23 protein-coding genes are annotated in these 25,367 nt (G+C 51.3%); 13 read left to right on the top strand and 10 right to left on the bottom strand.

What is annotated here, in order from left to right:
* The 4 genes from PP769_RS18245 to PP769_RS18230 all read left to right on the top strand — a co-directional run bounded on the left by PP769_RS18245 (position 1) and on the right by PP769_RS18230 (position 3,630).
* Positions 1 to 1,362 (top strand): TldD/PmbA family protein, encoded by a 1,362-nt coding sequence (locus PP769_RS18245; protein WP_376753387.1) that lies wholly within the window; start codon positions 1 to 3, stop codon positions 1,360 to 1,362.
* Between the two features lie 94 nt (positions 1,363 to 1,456).
* Complete coding sequence (locus tag PP769_RS18240) at positions 1,457 to 1,954, top strand: hypothetical protein (RefSeq protein WP_312642945.1); 498 nt, start codon at positions 1,457 to 1,459, stop codon at positions 1,952 to 1,954.
* A 280-nt stretch (positions 1,955 to 2,234) separates the two neighbouring features.
* Positions 2,235 to 2,555 carry a lysophospholipid acyltransferase family protein gene (locus PP769_RS18235; protein WP_312642942.1) on the top strand — a complete coding sequence of 107 codons (321 nt, stop codon included), beginning with the start codon at positions 2,235 to 2,237 and terminating at the stop codon, positions 2,553 to 2,555.
* Positions 2,556 to 3,222: 667 nt separating this feature from the next.
* Entirely contained in the window at positions 3,223 to 3,630 is a 408-nt protein-coding gene (locus PP769_RS18230; RefSeq protein WP_312642940.1) for a hypothetical protein, read from the top strand.
* 269 nt (positions 3,631 to 3,899) lie between these two features.
* Here the strand turns inward: PP769_RS18230 and PP769_RS18225 are convergent, their stop codons facing one another.
* From PP769_RS18225 to PP769_RS18195, 7 genes are all read right to left on the bottom strand, one after another.
* Positions 3,900 to 4,811: an SH3 domain-containing protein gene (locus PP769_RS18225; protein ID WP_312642937.1), complete on the bottom strand. Its 912-nt coding sequence runs from the start codon at positions 4,809 to 4,811 to the stop codon at positions 3,900 to 3,902.
* Between the two features lie 66 nt (positions 4,812 to 4,877).
* Positions 4,878 to 5,399, bottom strand: coding sequence for a hypothetical protein (locus PP769_RS18220; protein ID WP_312642935.1), 522 nt, complete (start codon positions 5,397 to 5,399; stop codon positions 4,878 to 4,880).
* An 84-nt stretch (positions 5,400 to 5,483) separates the two neighbouring features.
* Positions 5,484 to 5,945: a hypothetical protein gene (locus PP769_RS18215; protein WP_312642933.1), complete on the bottom strand. Its 462-nt coding sequence runs from the start codon at positions 5,943 to 5,945 to the stop codon at positions 5,484 to 5,486.
* A gap of 923 nt (positions 5,946 to 6,868) precedes the next feature.
* On the bottom strand, positions 6,869 to 7,528 hold the full coding sequence (locus PP769_RS18210) for a uracil-DNA glycosylase (RefSeq protein WP_312642931.1): 660 nt from the start codon (positions 7,526 to 7,528) through the stop codon (positions 6,869 to 6,871).
* A gap of 34 nt (positions 7,529 to 7,562) precedes the next feature.
* On the bottom strand, positions 7,563 to 8,951 hold the full coding sequence (locus PP769_RS18205; protein ID WP_312642929.1) for an FAD-dependent oxidoreductase: 1,389 nt from the start codon (positions 8,949 to 8,951) through the stop codon (positions 7,563 to 7,565).
* A complete protein-coding gene (gene hpnD / locus PP769_RS18200) occupies positions 8,948 to 9,838 on the bottom strand; it encodes a presqualene diphosphate synthase HpnD (RefSeq protein WP_312642927.1) in 891 nt (296 codons plus the stop codon). The genes PP769_RS18205 and hpnD overlap by 4 nt, the downstream gene beginning before the upstream one ends.
* 439 nt (positions 9,839 to 10,277) lie before the next feature.
* Positions 10,278 to 10,820 (bottom strand): SH3 domain-containing protein, encoded by a 543-nt coding sequence (locus PP769_RS18195; protein ID WP_312642925.1) that lies wholly within the window; start codon positions 10,818 to 10,820, stop codon positions 10,278 to 10,280.
* Positions 10,821 to 11,152: 332 nt separating this feature from the next.
* Between PP769_RS18195 and PP769_RS18190 the strand changes: the two genes are divergently transcribed.
* The gene (locus PP769_RS18190; RefSeq protein WP_312642923.1) at positions 11,153 to 11,566 is read left to right on the top strand and encodes a secondary thiamine-phosphate synthase enzyme YjbQ; all 414 of its coding nucleotides are present in this window, start codon (positions 11,153 to 11,155) and stop codon (positions 11,564 to 11,566) included.
* 101 nt (positions 11,567 to 11,667) lie between these two features.
* Positions 11,668 to 12,690 (top strand): hypothetical protein, encoded by a 1,023-nt coding sequence (locus PP769_RS18185; protein WP_312642920.1) that lies wholly within the window; start codon positions 11,668 to 11,670, stop codon positions 12,688 to 12,690.
* A gap of 17 nt (positions 12,691 to 12,707) precedes the next feature.
* Here PP769_RS18185 and PP769_RS18180 read toward each other — a convergent pair whose 3' ends face one another.
* Together PP769_RS18180 and folB are read right to left on the bottom strand one after the other, a co-directional pair.
* Positions 12,708 to 13,583, bottom strand: a complete 876-nt coding sequence (locus PP769_RS18180; protein ID WP_312642918.1) for a PHP domain-containing protein — start codon at positions 13,581 to 13,583, stop codon at positions 12,708 to 12,710.
* A gap of 15 nt (positions 13,584 to 13,598) precedes the next feature.
* Positions 13,599 to 14,510, bottom strand: a complete 912-nt coding sequence (folB, locus tag PP769_RS18175) for a dihydroneopterin aldolase (RefSeq protein ID WP_312642916.1) — start codon at positions 14,508 to 14,510, stop codon at positions 13,599 to 13,601.
* 118 nt (positions 14,511 to 14,628) lie between these two features.
* Between folB and PP769_RS18170 the strand changes: the two genes are divergently transcribed.
* Positions 14,629 to 15,087 carry a cupredoxin domain-containing protein gene (locus PP769_RS18170; protein WP_312642913.1) on the top strand — a complete coding sequence of 153 codons (459 nt, stop codon included), beginning with the start codon at positions 14,629 to 14,631 and terminating at the stop codon, positions 15,085 to 15,087.
* A 178-nt stretch (positions 15,088 to 15,265) separates the two neighbouring features.
* On the opposite strand, the gene PP769_RS18165 is transcribed toward PP769_RS18170, so the two are convergent.
* Positions 15,266 to 15,586 (bottom strand): hypothetical protein, encoded by a 321-nt coding sequence (locus tag PP769_RS18165; RefSeq protein WP_312642911.1) that lies wholly within the window; start codon positions 15,584 to 15,586, stop codon positions 15,266 to 15,268.
* A 269-nt stretch (positions 15,587 to 15,855) separates the two neighbouring features.
* Here PP769_RS18165 and PP769_RS18160 point away from each other — a divergent pair, with 269 nt between their 5' ends.
* The 6 genes from PP769_RS18160 to PP769_RS18135 all read left to right on the top strand — a co-directional run bounded on the left by PP769_RS18160 (position 15,856) and on the right by PP769_RS18135 (position 24,907).
* The gene (locus tag PP769_RS18160; RefSeq protein ID WP_312642909.1) at positions 15,856 to 16,773 is read left to right on the top strand and encodes a glycine--tRNA ligase subunit alpha; all 918 of its coding nucleotides are present in this window, start codon (positions 15,856 to 15,858) and stop codon (positions 16,771 to 16,773) included.
* A 37-nt stretch (positions 16,774 to 16,810) separates the two neighbouring features.
* Entirely contained in the window at positions 16,811 to 19,000 is a 2,190-nt protein-coding gene (gene glyS, locus PP769_RS18155) for a glycine--tRNA ligase subunit beta (protein WP_312642906.1), read from the top strand.
* A gap of 69 nt (positions 19,001 to 19,069) precedes the next feature.
* Complete coding sequence (locus PP769_RS18150; protein WP_312642904.1) at positions 19,070 to 19,555, top strand: hypothetical protein; 486 nt, start codon at positions 19,070 to 19,072, stop codon at positions 19,553 to 19,555.
* A gap of 221 nt (positions 19,556 to 19,776) precedes the next feature.
* The gene (gene ppdK / locus PP769_RS18145) at positions 19,777 to 22,668 is read left to right on the top strand and encodes a pyruvate, phosphate dikinase (RefSeq protein ID WP_312642902.1); all 2,892 of its coding nucleotides are present in this window, start codon (positions 19,777 to 19,779) and stop codon (positions 22,666 to 22,668) included.
* Positions 22,669 to 22,905: 237 nt separating this feature from the next.
* Positions 22,906 to 24,006: a bifunctional diaminohydroxyphosphoribosylaminopyrimidine deaminase/5-amino-6-(5-phosphoribosylamino)uracil reductase RibD gene (gene ribD, locus PP769_RS18140; protein WP_312642900.1), complete on the top strand. Its 1,101-nt coding sequence runs from the start codon at positions 22,906 to 22,908 to the stop codon at positions 24,004 to 24,006.
* Between the two features lie 106 nt (positions 24,007 to 24,112).
* Positions 24,113 to 24,907 carry an EcsC family protein gene (locus tag PP769_RS18135; RefSeq protein ID WP_312642899.1) on the top strand — a complete coding sequence of 265 codons (795 nt, stop codon included), beginning with the start codon at positions 24,113 to 24,115 and terminating at the stop codon, positions 24,905 to 24,907.
* The last annotated feature ends 460 nt before the right edge of the window (positions 24,908 to 25,367 follow it).

Genomic DNA, 25,367 nt, shown 5'->3' with positions numbered 1-25,367 from the left:
TTGCCCCTTACACATGGTGACCGTTTCCCCGAGTTGGCCGCCACGGTTCTCAAACGAGCCAAGGCTTTAGGGGCGACGGAGGCGGATCTTCTTGTAGCGGAAGGCGATTCAGTCTCTGTGCAGGTGCGGATGTCAGAGGTGGATCGGCTCTCCAAAGCCCGTGAGAAAGTCTTGGGGATTCGGGTGTTTTTTGGCAAGCGGTCAGCCAGTTCTTCTACATCGGATTTTTCCAAAGTCTCGTTGGATCGTTTAGTCAGTGACACATGTAGTTTGGCCAAAGCTGTGGTTGAAGATGAGACTTCAGGACTGCCAGCGCCGGATCAAATGGTGGTCGATATCCCTGACATGGATATGAAAGATGATCGGCAATTGGCGGTTGATGAGGAAATAGACCTGGCCAAGCGAACCGAACAATCCGCATTTTCCGCAGATCCCCGCATCACCAATTCTGAAGGGGCCGAGTGTTCGGCTGGCTATGGATCGATCCTGTTGGCGAATTCCCATGGGTTTGTTGGGTCGTACGCCAGTTCTTCCTATTCACTCTCCGTGTCGCCCATCGCGTTGGACAGCCAAAATGGCGGTATGCAGCGGGACTATTGGTACTCCGTGAAGCGTAAATTTCATGAATTGGATAGCCCGGAATCGGTTGGACAGGAGGCCGCTCGCCGAACCGTGAGGCGCCTGGGCAGTCGGGCCATTACGACACAAGAAGTTCCCGTGATCTTCGATCCGGAAACGGCCAAAGGCCTCCTTGGGCATATTTCCTCAGCGGTATCCGGGTACTCCTTGTATAAGGGGGCCTCGTTTCTGTTGGGACAACTCGGAAAATCTATTGCCTCAGATATGGTGACAGTGGTTGATGATGGTCGATTAGCCGGAGGGCTGGGGTCTCGACCATTTGATGGTGAGGGGTTGCCCACGAGAAAAACTTTAGTGATCGATAGAGGCGTGCTGTCGAGTTATCTGTTAGACACGTATTCAGGACGAAAATTGGGAATGGCATCCACGGGCAATGCATCAAGATCGGTGGGGGAAAATCCGACAGTGGGTGCCACGAATTTATTTCTCTCGCCAGGCTCCTATTCACCAGATGAAATTCTCAAGTCAATGAAGCGAGGGTTGTACGTCACGGATCTGATTGGATTTGGCGTTAACCTTGTCACGGGAGACTATTCACGGGGAGCGGTGGGATTTTGGGTTGAAAATGGAGAGCTAACCCATCCGGTGGAAGAAGTCACTATTGCCGGGAATTTACAACAGATCCTGAAGGATATTGAAATGGTCGGGAATGATTTAGAATTTCGGGGCCGGGTGGCCAGTCCTACGGTTAAAATTCGCAAGATGATGGTTGCCGGTCATTAGAGGTATAGAGGACAAGAACCCATTCAAGAGTCTATCGATTACCTATTCTATTTCATGAATTCAAAAAGCGGCCCGAGGGCCATAAGGAGTCAGGATGCCACTGGAAAAAGAGGATGGGGTAAAAGTTCTCCAGTTGATCACTTCCCGGTACAATGCACGGGAATGGAGAAAGAAAATTGAAAAGACTTTAAGTTTGCCCCCATCAGGATTGAAAGACGAAGATCAACGGAAAGCGTTTCTGTATCTTAAGGTCGGGCTACAAGCCTACAAATCCCGCCGGGCCGATCCACCTTCTTGGATTGTGGGCGGCTTTGCCACCAAGGAAGTGATTGATCGTGCCTTGTTTAAACCCACGGTCATTGATCCGAGTTTTACCAAAGACCAGGTGACAGAATTTTTTGGAGAAGATCCCGGTTCGGAAGTCAATGAGGCCTGGTGGGAAGACATGCTCGTCAATTGGTTTGAAGAACCAGAAGAAGAGGTCGAAGATGCCACAGACGGCGAGTCGTCTGATGATTCAGAGTCGTTGGCTGAGGGGGAGGAGGCCTCAGGTCCTACAGACGCCGCGCACCCCCAAAAAACCGTCACCTAAATTCCTTTCTGTACGGTTCCTTCAGATCCCTTGAGCCTAAATTTTAGAGTAATGGCATGGGGGAGCATGATGGAAACCAACCTCCTCCGCCTTTCTCGTCTTTAATGTTGCCAGTTCTAAGCACCTGACAGGGCTTCGTCCACACTTCGTTACATCAATTGAACTCCTTGGTCTGTCGGCTCATGTATGGGGTGACGGCCGCGTTGCCTTGCCCGGTTTCAGTTCAGGGGCCGGCGTTGATTGTTTGTGACCATACCTCCATGTCGGACCCATTGGTCTTATGGGCCACCGCAGCTCGTCTATCCGGTTTTTAATGGCGAAAGAGATTTATGCTCAGTTACACATCCGTTGGGTGTTTCACGCGTTTGGGTGTATTCCGGTAAAAAGAGGCAAGCGGGATATCCGGGCGATTCGCACGATGTTAGATGGTTTGGCAGCGCAGGAGGTGATCGGCCTTTTTCCGGAAGGCGGATTGGATTGGCGGCATCGTTTAGATGCGGGGCATTTGGGTGTTGGCTATTTGGCGATCAAATCAGGTGCGCCTGTGATCCCGGCGTCTATTGTTTGGGACGGCCCCCCTTTTCGTAGAGACGATGCTTAAAACCCTGTTTGTTCCGAGCAAAGCGGGTATTCGATATTGGAAATCCCTGCAATTCCCCCAAGGGGTTCGTCCGAGTAAGGAATCCCTTTAATTTCTTAGGGGGGAAATTATGAAACACATTGAAGTGTTGAGGGAAAGTATTCTCTCGGGTGCATCCGGAGCGTAGCTCGCCTTGCTGTTCTTGGTGGGGGTGAGCATATCCATCAAATTTCCGTCATCCCCGCAGTTGTAAGCGGGTATCCATTCTTTATCATCCCAAGTTAGATTCTCGTTATCTGACCAATGAGCATAGCCAATCAAAAGTTTGCCGGGTTTCGGCCCGGCAGCCGAGGCCCTTTTGTTCCGGCAAAAGGGCCCAAAACCATTGACGCCCCGTTCGGCTTCATCGGATTGGGCGGATGTAGGAAATGAGGGCGGACCAACTCGCCAGGCTCAGACAAGGCCCGCCGGCTGAAAAGAGCATCCGCCCATGGGGCCGAACGGCAGGCGTTGGTCGGGGAAAGGAAGAAGAAAGGGAGAAGAAAAGCTCCACGACATAACTCAGCATGGGCTGAATTTTCGGATCTCTCTATACTATATTCAAAGACCTGGCCATAATCACTCTTTGAGCGATTTGAGCAGAACTGCACATGTATATTCTAATGCGCTCACAGATTCAGGAGGTGCTATGAATATTCCGAAGGTGAAGCGGTACCAGCGGGGCGACCGATTGTACGTGCAGGCACAGCAGATCTGGATGGTTCTTGTAGCATTTGTGATGTTTGGTGAGGAAGGGAGAACCAAAAGGAAAACCATTACTTATGGCAAATTAGCCACAAAGATGGGTCAAGACGGCCGAGCGGGCCATGTTCTTGGCAGACAACTCGGTATCATAGGCGAGTACTGCAAAAGCAACGATTTGCCGCCTCTTAACGTAATTGTAGTGACTCAAGAAACCGGCATTCCCGGCGATGAGGTCGTTCTTCACCCAGGGAGATCCGTCAGGCAGGAGCAAGCAGCGGTTTGCCGTGAGAATTGGTTCAATATTCGTGTGCCAACACCGGGTACCTTTAGGCAAGTTTGGGAGTCGATTTAGTTTAGGTCACACCCAACGGAGTCCGCGACTTTGTAGCCCGGAGGCCATTTGGTCCCAGTGGAGAGTTCGATGACATTAATCGAATCTCCACCGGACCTCAACGATACGGGGCGTCGGTCCTCAAAGAAGGGCATGGGTTCTGGTATTGCAAGCACGCATTCGGCTTTCAGCTTCACTCAAATATCCCAGAGCGTGTCCATCTGCTGTTATATGGCAAGACCTGAACCCAAGCATCGACAGTATTTCCCTTTTTTGAGCCGGAATCGTGATCATTTGCGGGAACCTATCAGCACCAAATACCTTTCATCCACCCAGCCTGTTTTTATTTTTCGCTCTAGATAGTCGTAGTATTCCACTTTAACCCAGTGCGCCTGTCTGTCAGTTGCACGCACTTTTAAATTGGAAGGTAAAACCTCCCTCACTTCGTGCATTTTCCCAGCACCCGCTCTTAAATTCAGAGGTCGTTCAACAACATAAAAAGTGTCGTTTTGCTCACTGCCCTGCAGGGTTTCCAACTGCTGAACAATCCGATCCTCCAAATCTTTAATCTGACGAATTATGCGATCTTCTGAGTCAGAAGCTTCCATTTGAGATAATGAAAACAAGAAAAACGCAAATACTAAACTCAGAAAGAACTCAGCACTTAAGGCTTCTGCAGGAGACTGATCTGCTTGTTTCTGAACGTCTGCGAATACAGCCTCAAAGGGGTCTATTGAAGACGTAGCAGTGGTTTGTTCATAGCTCCTAATAATTTCGTTATATGCATTTCTGAGGGTGAGCGGACCGTAGGCATACGCCAATCGATCTGCCACTTCCGAGAACGCTCGCATGACCGGCAAGTTTTGGATTGCACGAATAGCGCTTAATGCCGGAGAATCCCGAAGGTTCCTAATCGCCTCCATGGCTGGGGACTCTTCAAGTTTCTTTAACGCAGCGTTGGCTGGTGAGTCCTCAAGTTCACGCATAGCCAGCATTACCGAAGAATTCTCAAGCTGGCGGATAGCCCGCATAGACGACGAATCCTCCAGCCGCCTGATTGATGCCATTGCGCTGGATTCCTCAAGTTTCCGGAGCATCTTCATGGCAGGAAAATTTTCCAAAGCACGCATCAATCTCATAGTAGGCGAGTTTTCTATCTCTTTTAGAATTTGCAGCGTTGGAAAATCCCTATAATCTTTCATTCTCAAATTACACCTTCTCTAATTGGTTTAACGCCTGAGCGAAGCGGCGTCCGCTTGAGCTAATAGTTATACGGAGCATGCGACGACTTCCGCCACTACCGGAGCCGAGCACTCGCAAAGACGCAGGTCCCGATCGACAGTCGGTGACTTCTGGCCATGCTGTAGGTTGCATCTGACTTGATAGATGATTGTGAACAGCTCACAGAGCTTTTCCTGATCGCTACCGCCTGCGCGGAAAGCCGCGACTGCAGTTTTGGTATTTCGGCCATTACCGCGCATGTCACTGACTGGTTGCGACAAGAGATAGTCGACCTGCTCTTGATGAGACGAGAGTATCGTTGCTGCGGCTACAGATGGCACTCTGGCCATCAAAAACGCACGAACTCTTTCGATCTCCCTTATACCGGGATGAGCGCTGTAAAGGTTGTTGAAGGCACGCCAGAAGTCGGTGAATGCATCAATCGGCGATTGCGCCAACTTCCCCCGCTGTAGCCACTCACGTGCCAGTATACCGGGGCTCCTTTCTGGGGTCACTTTCTGTTTTCTGGGGTCAGGACTTGCAATCACGCGTTCGGCTTTCAGCTTCATTCAACTATTCCAATGCATAATCATCCATAATCATATCGCAGGATCTCACCCCAAGCACGCTCTGGGTCCTTCCCGAAATCGTTGCTAGCTCCCCTCGGATCCAGGGTTCACAAACAAGAATTGTGCAGTATCCCTGGGTGAGTACTGTATAGCGTATCTTGCAAATTCCTCTTGCCATTCTTCGGAGCCTGTGTATGCATAACACTCCACGTAAATTGAGAAGTCAGGCTTAACTTTCAGTTGCTCAAGTATCTTTTTAACAAAAACACCTTCAATGATCACAGGCCGATTGAGTCTATGCCGAGATTGGACAAGAAGGCTAAGTTTCTTCCAATGGTAAGATGGCACCATTGTTGATCCGGATAGGTAAAGGTCCGTCTCAATAGCGGGCATCTCTAGCTGCCAGGCAAGAAACCTTGCAAGGGTCGATTTTCCCGAATGGTCTACACCATCGATGGCTATTGTAAATTTCCTCCATGGATTAAGTACTTTCTTGAGCAGTTGCACAAGTAAGAGATGGTTTTCCGTTATTTCTTTCAGCGACATGGGAGCAACCAATTACGTAGACCGACCCGCATAAGATCCGAGTGCTGATTTTATGTGCATATAGCACTCCATCGAATTTCGTGAGCAAAACGCCATCATTATTTCCGTTTGAATGAGTTACGACTATGGGACCATCTATCACATGATTTTTTCAGATCGGCATCACACCACCTTCTAGAATGAGCTCAAAGCCCGGCACCCGAACTGCTAATCCATTGAATCACTTCCTGAAAGGTTCAGGCCAGGAGATATTTTAATAATCGTCGAAATATGTCAAGGAAAGATTTGTGTTTTTTCGAGAATTATTCGAGGCCGAAACCAAACACGCAAATCCACCAGGTCTTTTTGCAAGTACGAATACGTTCGTTGGCTGGGCACAGATTCTTCGCCGGTGGCTCAGAATGACAGAGTAGCTGAGAACTCCGACGCCTGCCGTCTGGGCAAAGGGAGGGACGCTCTTTTCCCCTGCGGACCTTGTTTGAACCAGGAGAGTTGGTCCGCTCTCCGCAAGTTGGCGTCCGTCCCCTCTCATGAGGCCAGACGGGGCGTCATTGGTTTTGGCCACTTTTGCCGAAACAAAAGTGGCTCGCCTGCCGGGGCGAAACCCGGCAACACAGAACATCACGCCGACACGATCTCTACAAATATGATGAAGCGTTGACGCATGAGGATCCTTTGGTTCGACGCCTGCCGCCCGACCCCATGATCGGACGCTCTTTTTCTTGGCGGGCTTGTGTGAGCGCCGCGAGTTAGCCCGTCTCCGCCCTTCGCGTCTGATCAATCTTATGAGGCCGGGCGGGACGTCAATGGTTTTGGGTCCTTTTGCCTCCACAACAAAGGTCGCGCTCTTCGAGACGCATCAGGCAAAACCTCGGCTGCTGGGCCGAACCCCAGCCTCTGCCAGTAAATTGATTAAATGGTTTCTAGAACAGGCTCATTTGTGTAGGAGGCTCGGCTGAGGTCTCTTCTTTGGAGGAGGCTTTTGATGGGGGAAGGGTTGGCGGTGACGCGGTTTGCGGGAGGGTGGGAGTTTTGCTCATTTCTTCCAGAACCGTCTTCAGTTTCTGGAAATCTTCCTTGAGAGGAATTCGCAGATTTCCCTGGTGGAGTGCGGCTGCCGGATGAAGCAGTGGGAAGACGATGAAGTTGGGCATTCGGATGACCTGCCCACGCACTTTGGTGATACCGACTTTTCTTTCCAATAACGTCTGTGTGGCAAAGTTTCCTAAAGTGCAAACCAATTTAGGTTTGATGAGTTCGATTTGTTGAAGCAGAAACGGTTTGCATGTCTCGATTTCCTCTGGAAGAGGATCTCGATTGTTGGGTGGCCGGCATTTAATGACGTTGGCAATAAAAATATCCCCCCGACTGAGCCCGATAGATTCCAGTAACTCGTTGAGTAATTTTCCTGCCGCCCCGACAAAAGGCTCTCCCTGCCGGTCTTCATAAAAGCCCGGGGCTTCTCCGACAAACATGATGTCAGCCTGAGGATGCCCTGTCCCAAACACGACCTGCGTGCGTCCTGAACACAATCCACATCGTCGGCAGTCGTGCAGGGATGATTTGAGTTCATGAAGATCCATTGAGAGGGGATCTTAGGTTTGACGGTTTAGTATGTCAATGTGAAGACGCCTGGACCCATTCAGTCACAGCCCTGGCACAGGCATAGGCACTCAGGACCGTGCTTTCCAGAGAAGGGGGGAGTGGGGTGGCCGTCCAGGGGCCGGCAAGAAAAAGATTGGGAATGGGTGTGTTGGGCAGAGGGCGAAAGGTGCGGTAACCAGTCAGGCAAGGAAGATATGGGTAAGCTGATTGCGTGACGGATGGCTCACCGGACGGGATTGATTGCTCAGGAGAGATTTGAAGTATTTTTTTGATATGAGGCCAGACCGTTTCTTTCAGCCAGTCGTCGGTATGTCCTGAGGATTGCGGAGGGGAAAGGTTGAAGCCCGTGATAGACGTTTTGGCGCCATCAGTATGCTGAACTGCCTGGCTGGTAACCCAATCAAATACACCGGTATTAAGGATAAGCCGAGGAGGAAGAAGTGTGTCGTTAAGGGTCAATCGGACAAGTGTTCCTGATGATTCTTGCAGTTGAGCCAAATGGGAAAAACACGAAAAGCGAGCCGGGGCTCTTTCCGGCAGGAGTCGAAGAAGCTCTGGAGGGGAAAGGGGCGAGACGTAGATGTCGGCGTTGAGGCGTTCGCCTGTAGCCAGGCCAATGACTTGAATCCGCTCGGTGTCGGCATGGATAGCGGTGATGGCGTTTGAAGGATAAAACGTGACCCCTTTTTCTATTAGGACATGTCTGAGTTTTTGTTGAAGATGGCTCTGCATGTCAGGTGAGGCTAAGAATGTTTCTGGTCCATTTGGTTTGGATAACCAGAATCGAGAAAGTACTTCCAGAAAATACCCCAGTGATGCCTGGGTCACATCACATCCTAAAAACAATCGACAGAATGGATTCCAGATACGTTGTCGTGCAAGAGCCGATTGTTGAGCGGAAATCAGCCAGGATTCAACGGTGAGCATGTCAGGGTGGTGATCCGGGGAACGGGGTTCTTCCCATTTTTTTTCTAAAAAATTAATCAAGTGCCAGCGATCTGACCAGGGAAGAGCACGAAATCCGGCGAGTCGGATCATGGGGTGAAGTGTCGCAATGCCCTTCGCGTTGGAGAGGGTGAGTGGTTGACCTTCGGATGTCCCAAATTCCAGGTCCACCGGTTGAATGCATTGGGCTGCGTGCTCAAAGGCCAGTTCCTGAAAAAGTCCCCATGTGGCATGGTAATACCGTGGGATAATGAGTGGGGAGGGCTGCGTCGTGAGGCGTTGCAGGGATGGTGGATGATCCGGTTCTATCGATTTTGCAAATGGGGGAGATGATGGTGCCGGAGAGACAGGGTTGTCGTCTTCGAGAATGGTGATCCGGAATCCGTAGGGAATGAGCCGATAAGCCGCGAGTAATCCTGGCAGATTTCCGCTCAGTATCAGAATGTGGTGTGTCACACTGATGGAGCAATGTTATGGGAAAGAAAAGACCGAATCCAAATATGAGCGGCAATCCCGAGTCGTTGGAGGGGGGCGACTCGAACCCGTGGGCCGAACACCTCGTAGTGCGGGTCTTCGAGTTGTTTGAGAATGCGGCTGTAAACTCCACGCATGATTTCCGAAACCACCAGCGATTTTTGATCGGAGGGGGGAAGGGTTTGGAGAATTTCTTGAGCTTGGCGGTAATAGGTGCGAGCTCTTTCGCATTCAAATTTCAGAAGTTCAACCAGCGCGGGCGACCTTTGCTGGTGCAGAAGAGCATGTTCCGAATAACCAAAACGCTGTAAGTCTTCGAGCGGAAGATAGATGCGGTTCTGCTCGGCATCCCCCTTGAGATCACGAAGAATATTCGTTAATTGAAATGCTAATCCCAAGTTGACCGCATAGTCCTCCGCCGCAGGGGATTTGGTTTGGAAAATCTTGAGGCAAATCAGTCCAACCACTGAAGCGACCCTGTAGCAGTATTGATACAGATCGGCAAACGTCGCAAACCGATTGGTAGTCAAATCCATTTCTACACCAGAAATTAATTCTTGAAGGAGAGTTTCCGGGATGTCAAAGGTCTGCAAGTGGGCGGCGAGGCTCAATGTGACCGGTTGGGTCGGATGGCCATGATAGGTGGCCGTCACCTCTTGTCGCCATTTGCGGACTTCTTCGATGGGATGGCTTCCCGGGGCCGGTTCATCAACGGCGCTATCCACCATTTTGCAAAAGGCATAAATGGTGTACATGGCTTCCCGCCGTTGCTGTGGCAGGAACAAAAAAGAGTAGTAGAAGTTGCTGCCACTTTCTTTTGTATATTTGGTGCAGAACGTCTGTGCTTCAATAGGAGTCATGGGCTTCATGGAGTATTTCCCAAAGGCGGTGTCCAGGCAATGATCATGAACCGAGGGAACAAATGAATAACTGGATGACGGCGATTTTCCTATCCCAGAACAAGGAGTGTGGATTAGGCCACCAACGGCGTCTTCGCTCCTTACCGCGTTAGACGGTTATGTAGAGGACTCCCTTATTTTTTCGCATAGCGCTTGGTGACTCATAGGTGGGGCACTGGGCTCCATTATGACAACGATCTCATTGGCGAAGACACCACCGTGAGCAAGAGACCAGGGTAGCAAGGATTGCGAGCCTCTTCAATGCATGTTGGGCGGGTAATATCCAGGATGTTGTGGAATGTTTTGCAGTTGATTCAACAGAACACCGGATGATTCTCGATAACCAAACTCTTGATCCTTTAAGTGACTCAAGGCGACCAACGCGTTGAAAAATTTGGAGGGTTCCTTCTTATTGGGTGGAACCCTTTCCTGTATTTTGGGTCTGTGACCTGAGTTTTTCGGCAGAGATCCAACCTGTTTTTCCCGTTGGCGTTCGAACCTGGTAGACCCATCCGGTTGACTGATAGGCTCCATCCAGAATCGTGAGTGTTTCTCCTGGTTTCACGATGGGACCGGGAGTGGTGTTGGCAGGATCACCCATCAGCAGGGACCTCCCAAGAGTATCTGTCAGCGACACTTCCTGATTTTCGTGAAACGTTGGAGGTGTGATGCCAGTCTGGTCTTGATTCCTGGTGCTGGCAGCCGTATCGGTGGTAGTCCCTTGAGGCAAAAAGGTATTTGAGTTGAGAGCCCAATAGGCCACTCCAACAATCAGCAATAACAGTACAATCCAGAGAAGCGGTTTCCTTGAAGGAGGCTTGGATTGGTTGAGATCGTCCTCTTCCAATCCTTCGTCAAATTCCAAGTCTTTGTCAGTCTCCTGGGCAAAGAGCACGTTCCATCGAGAAGGTTGTTCTGGGGAGAACACCGCACCGATTGTCGAGGTCATCATGCCTATCTCCTTTTTGTCGTGAGGTCTGCAAGCAGTGTCAGTGCCGGATTGGCGTGGTATGAAATTGCCAAATCAGCAGGTCGTGTACGAAGAAATACCCATTCATGAAGTTTATTAACATCACTTCTATTTCCTGTCAAATCTTCCCAGCATATTGATGAGGGAACATGGTCTCTTCTTATGGCGAACAGAGCGCAGAGGATGAAACGATCCAGTCCATTCCGAGGATAAAATAATTCGAGTGGCCTGTTGTCCCTGGCCATGAGGATTGATATCGGGATCAGCGTTATGGAAAATACACCTCGGATGGAATCTGTGGTTGGGGAGGGAACATGAAATCATATCGGGAAGAACTCTGGTTTCAGACTAAAGAACGAAGGGAGTATCGGAATATTACCTCTCAGGTGGAACGTGTGGTACAACAAAGTGGGATCAAAGAGGGATTTGTCCTGGTGAATGCCATGCATATCACTGCGAGTGTCTATATTAATGATGACGAAGCCGGGTTGCTGCAGGATTATGAACAGTTCCTTGAGCGCCTTGTGCCGCAGACGGGTACGTACCGGCACAATCTAACAGGGGAGGACAATGGTGACGCTCATATCAAGCGTCAAATCATGGGCAGGGAAGTCGTTGTGGCTATCACCAAGGGACGATTGGACTTTGGTCCATGGGAACAAATTTTTTACGCGGAATTTGATGGGAGACGTCGCAAGCGGGTGTTGGTGAAGATCATTGGAGAGTAGTGAGTTGGCAAACGGGTTCCAGTCATGTGAAAATACTTTGGAAATTTTGATGATCGGCCTTCTCAGAAAATTTTTACTTTCGCCTGGAATCGTGAAAACCCATGAATGCAATGTCTAGTTGGTATCGTCCTGATCCCCTTACCAGGGATTTGATTCATCTCATTAATGCCCGGCGGCATGAACATGGGGATCCCAGTTTGGCCATTGAAGTGTTGCAGGCCTTACTAGATCAGGATCGTGAACATGAGGTTCTCACCGTTCTTGCAGCCTTAGACGAAAGTATGGCGGAGTGGTTATTTGATTTGCTGGCGGAAGCGGCCAGCTCCTGTCTGATGGAGGATGAGAGCGAAGACAGCGAGATGTATGGGATTCTTGCCTCGTTTGAATTATCACTCCAAGCCAATTTGGAGTATCCTTTGAAATTGAAAATTGACCCTGTGGAAACGGCGGATTTGTTGCGGAAACATCTGCATGTCCCGCCAGGGGCGGTGATCACGGTCGAACCGAGGCTTCTCACCGATTCCACATTGGAATTTTTAAGCTTGCAGAAGATTCACGACCATATTTCAAACCTTGCTGAAGGACAGCCACGTCAGACGATTGCGGCGAGGCTTCATCCACCCGTTGAAGCCACCGCATTTTTATTTTTTGAAATTCTTGGCGTTCCTGATACGACGTTGCCGGAAGCCCTTTCCGAAGACGACTGTCAGGCTATTATGGATCATCTGGTGAGTCAATGCCCCGAAGTCGCCAAGGCGCCGCAACTCCTGGAGGCTCCTAATTACGCGGCCTATGCCTTGTATGATGCACAAAACGCCGTTCGTCTTCATCGATTGGCTGATGAAACCGCTGCCGTGTGGCATGACCTGGAAGGCCCGGTTCGAAGCCGAACCGTGGTGCATCTGCATACCCAATGCGGGAATGGCGTGTATATGCCTGTATGGACCGATCTGTTTGATCCGGATCTTCCTGAAGACCATGGACCGATTTGGACATCGCCGGATGTGTGGGTGTTTACGGCAGATTTGCCAATTGAGTGGCCGGGGGAATTGTTGACCAATCGCCTGCTGGCTGAGGGCTGCACGCGATTTGAAAATCATATTGTGGAAGCCACTGACAATTAAAAATCCTCCTGGGGCGGTCATGGAGCCTCGTTCATTTTTAGGGGGTCTGACCGGCCAGCCGCCTGACGTAAGTGATCGATCAACTTGGGAGGAACCCGTAACGAACCGCGCCCCGTTCCGACCGAAATATCAGGCTTGAAGGCGCCGTGAAAATCACTGCCTCCCGTCATGAGTAAATCGAATTTGCGGGCTAAGTTAAGATTGATTGAAATTTGGCGAGCGGAAAACGTACCATAAAAGACTTCAAGCCCTCGTAATCCCTGCTCCACTAACGTCCGGCATGAGTCCGTCGTCTTATCGGCACCTAATCCCTCCCAATAGGGGTGAGCAAGGATTGGGATGCCGCCGGCCTCAGTAATCCACGTCATGATTTCAGCCGCCTCTGGGACAACTCGCCGAACATAGGCTGCGCCTCTGACTCCCAGGAATCGATCGAAAGCTTCTTTCATCCCCTTCACATAGCCCTTTTCAATTAACATGTGTGCGATATGTGGGCGACCCATAGTTCCGCCTCCGGCAACATGCTCCACTTCAGCGAGAGAAATCTCCACTTTGAGGGTGTGAAGCCGGTCAAGGATGTGGTGAAGGCGATCAACGCGTGTCGCGCGAAGCTGCTCGAGTCTGGCTTGAAACTGAGGATCAGCGAGATCAATGAAATAGCCGAGCATATGCGTTTCCCGCCCCTGAAACTCTGTACTTAATTCAATACCGGGAATGATTTCAATCGGGAGATGATGAGCGGCTTCCATGGCTTCCGGGAGCCCCTCAGTCGTGTCATGGTCGGTAATGGCCAGGATGCTCACGTCTTGTTGATGAGCAAGTTCCACGAGTGCGGTGGGTGAAACACTCCCGTCCGAGAAATGGGTGTGAGTATGCAGGTCGATACGGCTCATGAGATCGGTTGGGTTTTATGGTTTTCGTGCCAAAATGCGTGCGGTAAACGCCCGTGCTGAAAAGTTTTCATGATCCCCTTCGTCGTAATGGAGAATTCTAAGGCCTTGAAGAAGGGTGAGTAATTCATTGGTTTCCAGACAGAACTCTTTTCGTCGCGGGTGTTGCCGTTGAATATGGTTGTCCAGAAGGAAGGTTTCATACATGATGACGCCGCCGGATTTCAGGGCGTTAACCAGTTGAGGAAAGAGCGGCCGGTACAAATAGAAGAAGACGATAATCGCATCGTACACCGCTGTGCCCAAGTCCGGTGGATATTGCGGGTTCGCCTCTAAGTCTATGCATTCCGTCGTTATCGAGGGTAAGGCCGCTTCTTGGGCTTGCTCCTGAAGCTCATGCAGCGCGTCGGCATCACGATCGATGCCATGAACCGAAAACCCTTTGGAAGCCAAATACATGGCATGACGACCTCGTCCCGTTGCCACATCCAACACCGTTCCGTGAGGAAGTCGGGAGATTTGGTCTACTAGAAATGGAGAAAGATGCCTGAGATCAGTGGAGGCGATTGGTTTGCGCGATCGAATCAATTGGACCCCGACAGACCCCTCAATGCTCTTCAACGGAGGGCGGATTTTTCTGACCCATATTTTGAGACGGGAAATGGGAAATTCATGAAGCAAGGCTTGGCAGATTCTCTCCGCCAATGTTTCAATTAGCGAAAAGGCCTGCCCTTCCCCAATGTCTAGAATTCGTTGCGTGATTGTTCCGTAATCGACCGTATCGGAAATTTGATCACTCTGAAAGGCCGATTGATTGGGGCATCGGAAGGTAAGATCGACCAGAAGAGGTTGAGGTTGCTGTCTTTCCGTTTCCGTCACCCCGCATCGTGCGGACAACTGGATTCCTTTGAGGACGATAGATGAGGACATGGACCATTATGTCAGAACTTCCTTGTCCTATGCATGTGATTTTTATCAGGAGGCGATTCGAGGTCAGGATTGTGTTTCGGAATAGGGGGCTTGGATGGGTCTCATTCTGGAGGTGTTGATGAAATTTGGAAAATGGATCCTCCCCCCGCGGTGGTTTTGCCGCAAGGCCCACCCGAGAATGGGGTGGATGATCGGTTGCCTCTCTTGCCTCGTTCTGCAGGGTTCCTGTGAATGGGGTGGTTCATCCACTATCCTGGTGACGGCTGAAGAGTTTCGATTTAATCCTACGAGGATTGAATGGGTAGCCGACCAGCCTCTTCGTCTTCTGATTCGGAATCAGGGACGGGAACGACATGTGTTTCATAGCCGGGAATTGTTCGGGCCGGAGGCTGGCGTCCTATGGCATCAGCCAATGGTGGCGCTTCAAGAAGCCAATGCCATTGTCCTTGAGCCTGGTCAATCGATTGAATTGTCTTTCACCGCGTCTGCCGGTCTCTATCCCTTTCGTTGTTGGATAAAAGGACACACCGGCATGGAGGGGACGATCTTCGTCAAAGATCGTTCCTCAAAATTATGAATGCTTTAACGAGGAAAGCACAAAAAAAACGTCAGACCACTGCAAAGCCTTGGATTTTTTATTGGCTTAGGTCGAAAAGACCTGAGAGACTTCTATTGTCTAGCGAAATTTAGAAATGCGAATGGAGACGACTGACAGAATGCTTGCTGGTGTCAGTCAGTCACCAGCAAGCAATATCTTATTTTCCTGGGACAGCGTCAATGGAGGTTCTGGCCTTGGCGTCACGTTCGCAACTCATCGTGGCGATCATGCGTTGGCCATCAGTTGCATCACTAGGTATCCGTGAAACACACGCTTCAAGCGTGTCGCCTTGCGTGCCAGAAGAGACTCGAGTCGGTCCTGTCGTCACGGCTGTGGCTTCAGCGCTTGACGAAGATGAAGCTGGTGAAGCTGCCGAGCCACTTGCACCCGTGGCGCCGCCATTCATCTCAGCGCAGCCCATGGTCAAGGTTGCGAGGCCGAAGGAAGCATAGAGGAACATTGTAGAAAATGGTTTCATTGGTCGAACCCCTCCTCAATGGATAAACAAGTCGCGAAATATACTTGAGACTCCAGAAAAAAACAAGGTGCGCACGTCAAAATCTTCTTTCCTGATCTCTTCCGCGTATGGACTGTTTCCAATCTGATTATCTTGACTGGTATAGGGTTTATTGCTACGGTAAAATTTTTCTCTCTACATATAGAGAACAAGAGAACGAACGGAATATTCATGGCGTACATCATTGCTCGGCTGTTCCAGGGTCAACCTAGGGGCCAAGGTCAAGTGTTGTGACCTTTCAAGAAATTATTCTCTCCCTTCATCAGTTTTGGAAATCTCACCACTGCATTTTGACTCAGCCGTATGACACTGAAAAAGGGGCTGGGACGTTTAATCCGGCGACCTTTCTTCGCGCGATCGGCCCGGAGCCTTGGCGTGCGGCCTATATCGAACCCTGTCGAAGACCAACCGATGGACGATATGGAGATAATCCGAATCGCCTTCAGCACTACTTCCAATATCAGGTGGTGTTGAAACCGGCTCCTGCGGATTCGCAGGATCTGTACCTCCAAAGCCTTGCCCATTTGGGGTTAGATCCTTATCAACACGATATTCAATTTCTTCAGGATGACTGGGAGTCTCCCACCTTAGGGGCTTGGGGGTTGGGTTGGGAGGTCCGGCTGGATGGAATGGAGATCACGCAATTTACCTACTTTCAGGAAATCGGGGGATTGGAGTTAGATCCGGTGACGGTTGAGTTAACCTACGGGTTGGAACGCATTGCCATGTATTTACAGCAGGTCGATAACGTATATGACCTGATGTGGACGGAAGACGTTCGATACGGCGAACTCTATCATGAGTCCGAAGTTCAGTTTTCCGTCTATAACTTTGAAGCGGCGGATGTGGATTTGATTCAGACCAGCTTTGATCGCTACGAAAAAGAATGCCAACAGTTACTGGAACACCCACGGGGACTGGTGTTACCGGCCTACGACTGCTGTATGAAATGTTCTCACCTCTTTAACTTGTTGGATGCGAGAGGGGCGATCAGTGTGGCCCAACGGACAGGCTATATCGGCAGGGTCCGAAATCTTGCCAGGAAATGTGCCCAAGCCTATCTTGGTCAACGGGAGCAAATGGGCTTTCCACTCTTACGCCACGCGGCGGCTTCCGCCCGTCCTCATAGAAAACAAAAGGTTATATGAATCGATGCCCCAATGCGGGGTTATGGCAAATTCGCTTATGGTAACATCACGAGCACCCCGCAAAAATGTAAAGGCCAAGTCGGTCTCAAAATCTCAGGCCAAGACTGTACCTTTTCTGTTAGAAATTGGGACGGAGGAATTGCCGTCGGCTGTTCTTCCGCAGGCATTGGAAGACCTGGCAAATCTTGGGCAACGGCTCTTTGCGGACAGTCGTTTAAAGTATGAGTCCTTGAGGACGGTTGGCACGCCGCGGCGTTTAGCTTTGCTGGCCAAAGGGGTGGAAGCTCAGCAAGCTTCCCTGACTCAAAACATATTGGGCCCGCCGGCCTCTGCAGCCTTCGATGCTTCGGGACAGCCCACAAAGGCGGCATGGGGGTTTGCCAAATCCCAAGGAGTGCCTGTTGACCAGCTTCGTATTCAAGAAACCCCAAAAGGGCCCTATATGGCGGTCAAAACGCACCAAAGAGGTCAGTCGGCCAAACGGGTGATCACGGGGGCGCTTCCGCAAATCTTAAGTAAACTAGCCTTTCCGAAGGCGATGCGCTGGAATGCCTCGCGGGCTAAATTTGGTCGGCCGATTCGCTGGGTGGTTGCCCTTTTAGGGGATCAATCGCTCTCCGTAGAATTTGCCGGAATTCAATCCAGCACCATGACAAGAGGACATCGGTTTTATCGGGCGAAAGGCAAAAATCGGGGGCAGACGTTTTCACTCACCACCGCCAACAATTATATCGAGGCCATGAAGCGATTGGGAGTGCTGGTTGATCCGGAAGAGCGTCGGCGTCTCATTACGCAAGAAGTTTCTCTGTTGGCTAATTCTGCTAGGGGTCAGGTTGACCCCATGTACCGGGATGAGCTGATTGAAGCAGCCGTCTTTGGCGTGGAATACCCGCACACCATTCTCGGAACGTTTCAGAAGGAGTTTTTAGCGGTTCCCAAGCCGGTCCTGATCTCATCGATGAAAGAGCATCAAGGGTTTTTCTCGCTGATGACAAAAGATGGCGCACTCCTCCCAAAATTTATTGCGGTGACGAATATGCCCTGGGGAAACACCCCGCTCATGACCAAGGGGAATGAACGAGTCCTGGCAGCCCGCCTGAGTGACGCTCAACATTTTTTTAAAGAAGATTCGAAACGCCCGCTGCATGAACGAGTGCCGGCATTAGAGGGCGTCCTCTTTCATCACAAGCTGGGAACCGTGCGTCAAAAAGTGGATCGGGTGGGTCACCTGATCGGATGGATGGCTGAGCAGATTGGCCGAAAGGATCTGGACGAGGTGTGTCGGCGCGCCGCTCTTCTGTCCAAGGCGGATTTGACGACCGGAATGGTTGGAGAGTTTCCGACCCTTCAGGGGGTGATGGGGGAAGAATATGCCAGGCACGATGGCGAATCTGCAGTGGTGTGCCGCGCACTTGGCGAACAGTATTTCCCCCGATTTCCAGAAGATCAGTTGCCGACTGAACTCCCTGGTGTCCTACTCGCGGTGGCCGATCGGTGTGATTCCATCGTGGCATTTTTTGCGGCCGGAATGTCCCCCTCCGGCTCGGAAGATCCGTTGGGGTTACGTCGAGCCGCGTATGGGTTGGTGCGAATATTTGCAGAAACGCCACTCCGGCTGGATATCACTTCCGTGGTGAATCGGGCGTTGCAGATCTTGGATGGACAAGGTGGGCGGGTGCGTGGTACCCCTCAGACTGGGGCAGAAGTCGTGGCGTTTATTTTCGACCGGCTTCGATTTTATGGCAGGCAACATCTGGGATTACGGGAAGATGTCATGGAAGCGGTCATTCGGGTTCCGCATGCGATGGACTGTGACATGAGTGATCTGGTCGCACGCATGCAGGCCTTGGAGGCCATGGTGCCTCAACCGGATTTTGATCCGTTGATGATCGGATTTAAGCGGGCTCACCGAATTGTTGAAAAGGAACAATGGACCAACGCGCAGGCCATGCCTGAACAGTTTGTCCATGAATCAGAGCGTCGGCTGTTTCAGGCCTTAGGGGTGATGCAACAACAAGTTCGCAGTTCAGTCAATGACCGGAATTACGGAAAGGCTCTTCACGCGTTGTTGGAACTTAAGGGCCCAATTGATGAGTTCTTCGGAGCCGTGATGGTCAATGATTCAGACCCACAGACACGGGCCAATCGCCTTTCCCTGTTAAAGGCAACGGATGACCTGTTTCTCACGGTAGCTGATTTGTCCTGTCTGCAATCGGCAAGTGGATAACAGTCATTGATCGAAGAAGATTCCTGGCCGCCACTGTGAAAGCGAGACGGTCATGGGAAGGAACATCCGATGGGGGATGGGACAGACCGTGTAGAGAGCCCCGAGATTGCAAGACGGCTGAAGCGGTTCACTTTGGTCGTCACGGTAGCCCTTATTATCGGCTGCAATGCCTTAATCCTGGCAGGTCTGTGGGTGAGCGGAGTTGATTTAGAAAAAATCGTATCAAAATCGGAACTCTACGATCCCGTGAATGGGCATTGTGTCCAGGTCACCTGGTTAAAGGTTGTGGGCGTGGATGGGTTAGTGAAGGTCTGCTCCGAATGGCTTGATTTTTCCGATATCTCGGGTGAAACGCATCAGTTGCCGGAAGGAAAAACCCTGGCTATGGGGCCGGATGGGAACCTATACGTCTCCGGGAACCCGGCCGAGAATTACCGATTGATTGCGCTCATGATTTTTGCCATAGTTGTCATAATTTCCGGCATGTGGACCAAGCAGATGCTGATAGCCAAATATCAGGACCGTCTTCAATCTGTAAATCATCATTCAACCTGAATGCTCGTGTATCCTACCTTTGTTCTGACAGCCAGCTCATATATTCATATTCAAACACCACGCCTGTCTCAGGCATCTTTAAGAAAAAAGACTGTGGCCCGTGAGGGTCTCCATTCAGCGGGGAGAATGGTTGGGAGAAGAATGTCAGACATTCAGTCTCCTCCTGTGACGACGTCTTTTTTTTCGAAGGGCCGATGGGTCGGGTAAAGGAGAGCGAAGAAATGCGGCACAAAAAATATGTCTATTTCTTTGGCGGCGGCAAAGCCGAAGGATCCGGCAACATGAAGGAACTCTTAGGAGGGAAAGGGTCGGGTTTGGCTGAAATGACCAACCTGAAAATTTCTGTTCCTTCCGGGTTCACGATTACCACTGAAGCCTGTGTGGAATACTTTCATGCCAAAAAACGCTTTCCCGCCGGGATGTGGGATCAGGCGCTGAATGGCCTGCGGCAGGTCGAAAAAACTATGAAGGCCAGGCTCGGCGATCCGGACAATCCGTTGCTGGTGTCGGTACGGTCAGGGGCACGAGCGTCGATGCCCGGTATGATGGATACGGTATTGAATCTCGGCCTCAACCAACAGACGGTTCAGGGTTTGGGCAAAAAAACCGGCAATCACCGGTTTGCCGTTGATGCCTACCGGCGGTTCATCACGATGTTCGGCAGCGTGGTGATGGGCATTCCCCGCGAGCGCTTTGAACACACTCTGGAGGCGATGAAACAAGCACAAGGAGTCAAGCACGATACCGATTTGACTGAAGACGCCTTGGCGCAGTTAGTAGTGCAGTATCAGGAATTGGTCAAAACCGAAACCGCGCGAGATTTTCCGCAAGATCCATTCGAACAACTACGGATGGCGGTGGATGCGGTGTTTGATTCCTGGTTTGGGGATCGTGCCGTCACATATCGCCGGCTCTACGATATTCCCGATGAATGGGGAACGGCCGTCAATGTCCAGTCGATGGTGTTCGGCAACATGGGCGATACCAGCGGGACGGGGGTGGCCTTTACCCGAAATCCTGCGAACGGGGTCCCGGTTTTCTTTGGCGAGTGTCTGTTGAATGCCCAGGGCGAAGATGTCGTGGCTGGTATTCGAACTCCCCTGCCGGTCGTCGCGTTACAGGACACGTTGCCGGAGGCGTATAAGGATCTCATTAAGACCCAGCGTACCCTGGAAAAACATTATCGGGACATGCTCGATCTGGAATTCACGATCCAAGAGGGAAAATTATATATGCTGCAAACCCGGATTGGAAAACGGACGGGTATTGCTGCGGTTCGGATTGCCGTAGATATGGTTCGTCAGGGGCTCATCGACCGGAGAGAAGCCGTGAAGCGGGTTGCCCCGGAACAACTTTCCCAATATCTGTACCCCATTTTCGAAAGCAGTGATGAGGCGAAATTTCAGTCAGTCGGTAAAGGGCTCCCAGCGGGTCCGGGAGCTGCGGCCGGCCGTATTGCTCTCACCCCGGATCAAGCTGTGGCCATGAAAGCCAGGGGAGAACGGACCATTCTGGTCCGTCATGAGACGAGTCCTGATGATATTCATGGGATGCATGCAGCGGAAGGATTTCTGACGGCCAAGGGCGGGATGACCTCGCATGCGGCTGTGGTGGCCCGTCAAATGGGAAAAGTCTGTATAGCCGGCTGTGATGCCGTGGAAGTTTTATCGAACGGAAAGGTGCAATTTGGATCCATGATTCTGTCTGAAGGAGATTTTCTCTCTTTGAACGGGTTTACCGGACAGGTTTATGCGGGAGACATTCCCGTGGTGGATTCCGAAGTGATCCAAGTCATTCAGGGAAGAATGGATCAGAAAGATTCTGAAAAGTATCAGTATTTCTCGACGATTTTGAAATGGGCCGATGCGTTCAGAGTGCTGAAGATTCGATCCAATGCGGACATTCCCGAACAAGCGCACATCGCACGAGGATTCGGGGCCGAAGGGATCGGGCTCTGCCGGACCGAACATATGTTTTTTGCCGAAGACCGCGTACCCATCATGCAGCAAATGATCCTGGCATCCTCCAGAGAAGAGCGGGAGTTGTATTTAGAGCAGCTGTTACCACTTCAACGCCAGGACTTTATTGGACTCTATCGGGAAATGAAGGGATTTCCGGTCACGATTCGGTTACTCGATCCACCCCTCCATGAATTTTTGCCCAAACGCGAACATCTCCTGGTTGAAATCGCAAAGTTGGAAGTGACCAATGGAGATCCTCAAGTCATTCAGGAGAAACAACGAATCCTGGATCGAGTCGAAGAGTTGCATGAGTATAATCCCATGCTGGGTCTTCGTGGATGCCGGCTTGGGATAACCATGCCGGAAATTACACGCATGCAGGTTCAGGCAATCTTTGAAGCAGCCTGTGAAGTCGCGCGCGAGGGGAAGAAGATCGTGCCGGAGATTATGATCCCGTTGGTGGGGATGCCGTCAGAGATGAAAGCTCAAAAGGAACTGATTCAAGAAGTGGCGGAAAAGACCATGGCCGAATATGGCATGAAGTTGACTTACTTGATCGGCACCATGATTGAGCTGCCTCGCGCGGTGGTGACGGCTGGGCGAATCGCCGAACATGCTGAATTCTTTTCCTTTGGAACCAATGATCTGACGCAAACGACGTTCGGGTTTTCCCGTGATGACGCAGGACCCTATATCGGGTTTTACCTGGATCGCCAGGATCGGTGTCCGGTCTGCCAACGAACCAACGTGGATTGGAAAAAAATGGTGTGCCGGATGTGTAAGGCCACGATCGACAAAAAAGCCGAAAATATTTTGGACGCCGATCCCTTTGCCGTGTTGGATCAAGAAGGGGTTGGAGCTCTCATGAAATGGGCGATTCAGGAGGGGCGGAAGACTCGGCCGTTAATTAAACTTGGAATCTGCGGAGAGCATGGGGGTGAACCAAGTTCCGTGGCCTTTTGTCATGAATTAGGCCTGAATTACGTGAGCTGTTCGCCTTATCGTGTCGCCATCGCACGGCTCGCTGCGGCTCAAGCCGCCGTGGCGGTGCTCGAACGTGAGGAGACTCAACGACAGCCTCGCTCAAGGTCGAGTAACAGCGGTACACCCCGAACGGTGGCGGCCAAATCCGGTCTCACCAAAAACGGCTAAAAAGGCACCCTCCACAAAAACAACCGGAAAAAAAGTCACGAGCAGGAAAGTCGTGGCCGGGAAGAAACCAGCCGCAAAGAAGCCGGCAGCGAAGAGCGCAGTGAAGAAGAAAGCCGTGACGAAGGCAAGGAGTAAAAAGAGTCCATCCAAGAAAATGGCTTCTTCGTCTCCTCCCCGTAAAAAACGCACTACGGCTGCTAAACGGCGGTGACGTCCGTCCCATCAGATGACACCTACATGAAGCGAGCCCTTTCCCTCGCCGCCAAGGGGAAAGGGCGTACAAGTCCCAATCCCATGGTAGGGGCGGTGATTGTCAAAAATGGGCAGATCGTGGGAGAAGCCTATCACCGTCAGTCCGGCGAACCTCATGCAGAAATTTTAGCGCTCCATCAAGCGGGCCCTCGAGCGCGAGGGGCTGTTCTCTATGTGACGTTAGAACCCTGTTGTCACACCAACAAGCGCACGCCCCCCTGTGTCCCACTCCTCATTCATTCCGGTTTAGCCCGAATATGCGTGGCGATGGTCGATCCCAATCCACAGGTCAATGGGCGCGGGCTTCAACAACTCCGGCAAGCCCATGTTCCGGTATCGGTTGGGGTGTTAGAGCAGGCTGCACGGGATTTGAATGAGGTCTATGCCTATTGGATCACGACCGGACGCCCGTTGGTGACTCTCAAAGGGGCAATGACCTTGGATGGAAAAATCGCGACGGCCACCGGTGAGTCACGGTGGATCACAGGGGAACGTGCACGTCAGGATGTCCATCGTTTGCGTAACCAGATGGATGCCATTCTGGTTGGCGTTGGAACGGTCATTGCCGACAATCCTGAATTGTCGGCCAGAGGGACAACGATGACAAACAGACGGGTGGGCCGGCAACCGGTAAGAGTCGTCCTTGATAGCCGATTGCGCATTCCTTTCAATGCCAAGGTTTTGAGATGGGTGGGTGAGCAGCCCACCATTTTGTGCACGACCACACAGGCTCCACACCAAAAAATCGCACACTTGAGAAAACGGGGCATTCAGGTGTGGGTGTTGCCCGGGCAAGCGGGACGAGTTTCCTTGAAGGCCTGTCTATCCCGTTTAGGAAAAGAGGGTCTCACCTCGGTGCTCATCGAAGGAGGTAGTAGGGTAAATGCCGCTGCGTTTCAACAGGGACTGGTGAATCAGGTAAGATTGTATATGACTCCAATGCTGCTCGGGGGACAGGATGCCATCGGCCTCATCGGCGGGCAATCGCCGAAAAAGCTTGATCGGGCCTGGCCATTAGCTGATTGCCAACTTAAAAAGCTCGGGAAGGATTGGCTCATCACGGGAAGAATTGAGCCACGACAGTGAGGCTCTGCTGAGTCATCGACAACAGGCAGGTTGACGGTGTTTGGTATCCATTAACATATAATACTTCAATTGTGTTCTGCACATAAAAACCGGGGAGATCGCGCTCATGACCACTCTCAATCACGTCGACGGGCAGGATTTAGCATTAGCAGTAGATCTCTTAGAAAACCCCAGCTTTGCTGCCAAAGTCACGAATCTCATCGGAGGGCCGGTTGAAAGGGCCATCACCATGCTGCCCGATGGATTTTCCAACAAACTCCTGACGACCACGCAAAAGGCCCTGAATAAAGCCTTAGATCTGGCCGTTTCCAGTATAGACGAACGGTATCGAGGTCAATCTGCCAATGGGGCTCATCGGGTATTGACGACCGTCAGTGGTGCAATCGGGGGAGCCATGGGGCTCATGGCATTGAGCGTCGAATTGCCGATCTCGACGACGCTGATGTTGCGGTCTATCGCTGATATCGCGAGAAGTGAGGGAGAACCGATTATGGAGGCTGGGAGCAAGCTGGCCTGCTTGGAGGTCTTTGCCATGGGAGGCACCAGTCAAGCGGATGACGGGGCCGAAACGGGATATTTTGCGGTGAGGGCCGCGTTAGCGGGTGCGATGACCGAAGCGGGCAAGTATTTGCTTGAACGTGGGTTAACGAGTTCAGGCGCCCCGGCATTGGTCCGGTTTCTGTCTGAAATTGCCTCACGGTACAGTATTCAAGTATCAGAAAAAGCTGCCGCTCAGGCGATCCCGTTGTTGGGGGCCGCAGGGGGAGCCACCATCAATTTGCTGTTTATGGATCATTTTCAGAATATGGCACGTGGCCATTTTATCGTGCGGCGGTTGGAGCGTACTCATGGTAAGGAGGCGGTGCAAGAGGCCTATCGAAAAATTGCCGCCAGGAATTAGATTCGTCGCGTTCTGGTTTGTCATCCCTGCCGGGCGCTCGCTGGTGTCCATCTGAATGCATTTCAGGAAGATCGTACTGGGGAAATTGGGGAACAGCAGAATATAGGGTTCCACGGCCTACAGCGCTTACTAATCAGAGCAGATGGATCCAGGCGAAGTCCATTGATTGCCTGGGAAAGACAAGAACCAGGTGGGAGACATCCTCAACTGAATTGTCATGCTGAGCAGCGCGAAGCATCTAGCTAACCCATTGCCGGCTTGGGCTGGGCTCAGATCCTTCATTGCTCTCAAGATGACAAGGAGAGGTGCAAAAATTTTCTAGAGTCTGCTCTGCGGTTGACCGAAGGGTTTGTTCTGCGAGCAACCTCGAAAGGCTCGAACCATTATTCCCGTATGATCCCCCAAAAGTCTATTTCGATTTCAGCGATTTTTCCACTTCCTCTATCTTCTCCGAAAACCC

Source organism: Candidatus Nitrospira allomarina (assembly GCF_032050975.1).
Taxonomy (GTDB): Bacteria; Nitrospirota; Nitrospiria; order Nitrospirales; family UBA8639; genus Nitrospira_E; species Nitrospira_E allomarina.
This window is presented reverse-complemented; position numbering and strand designations above follow the sequence as displayed.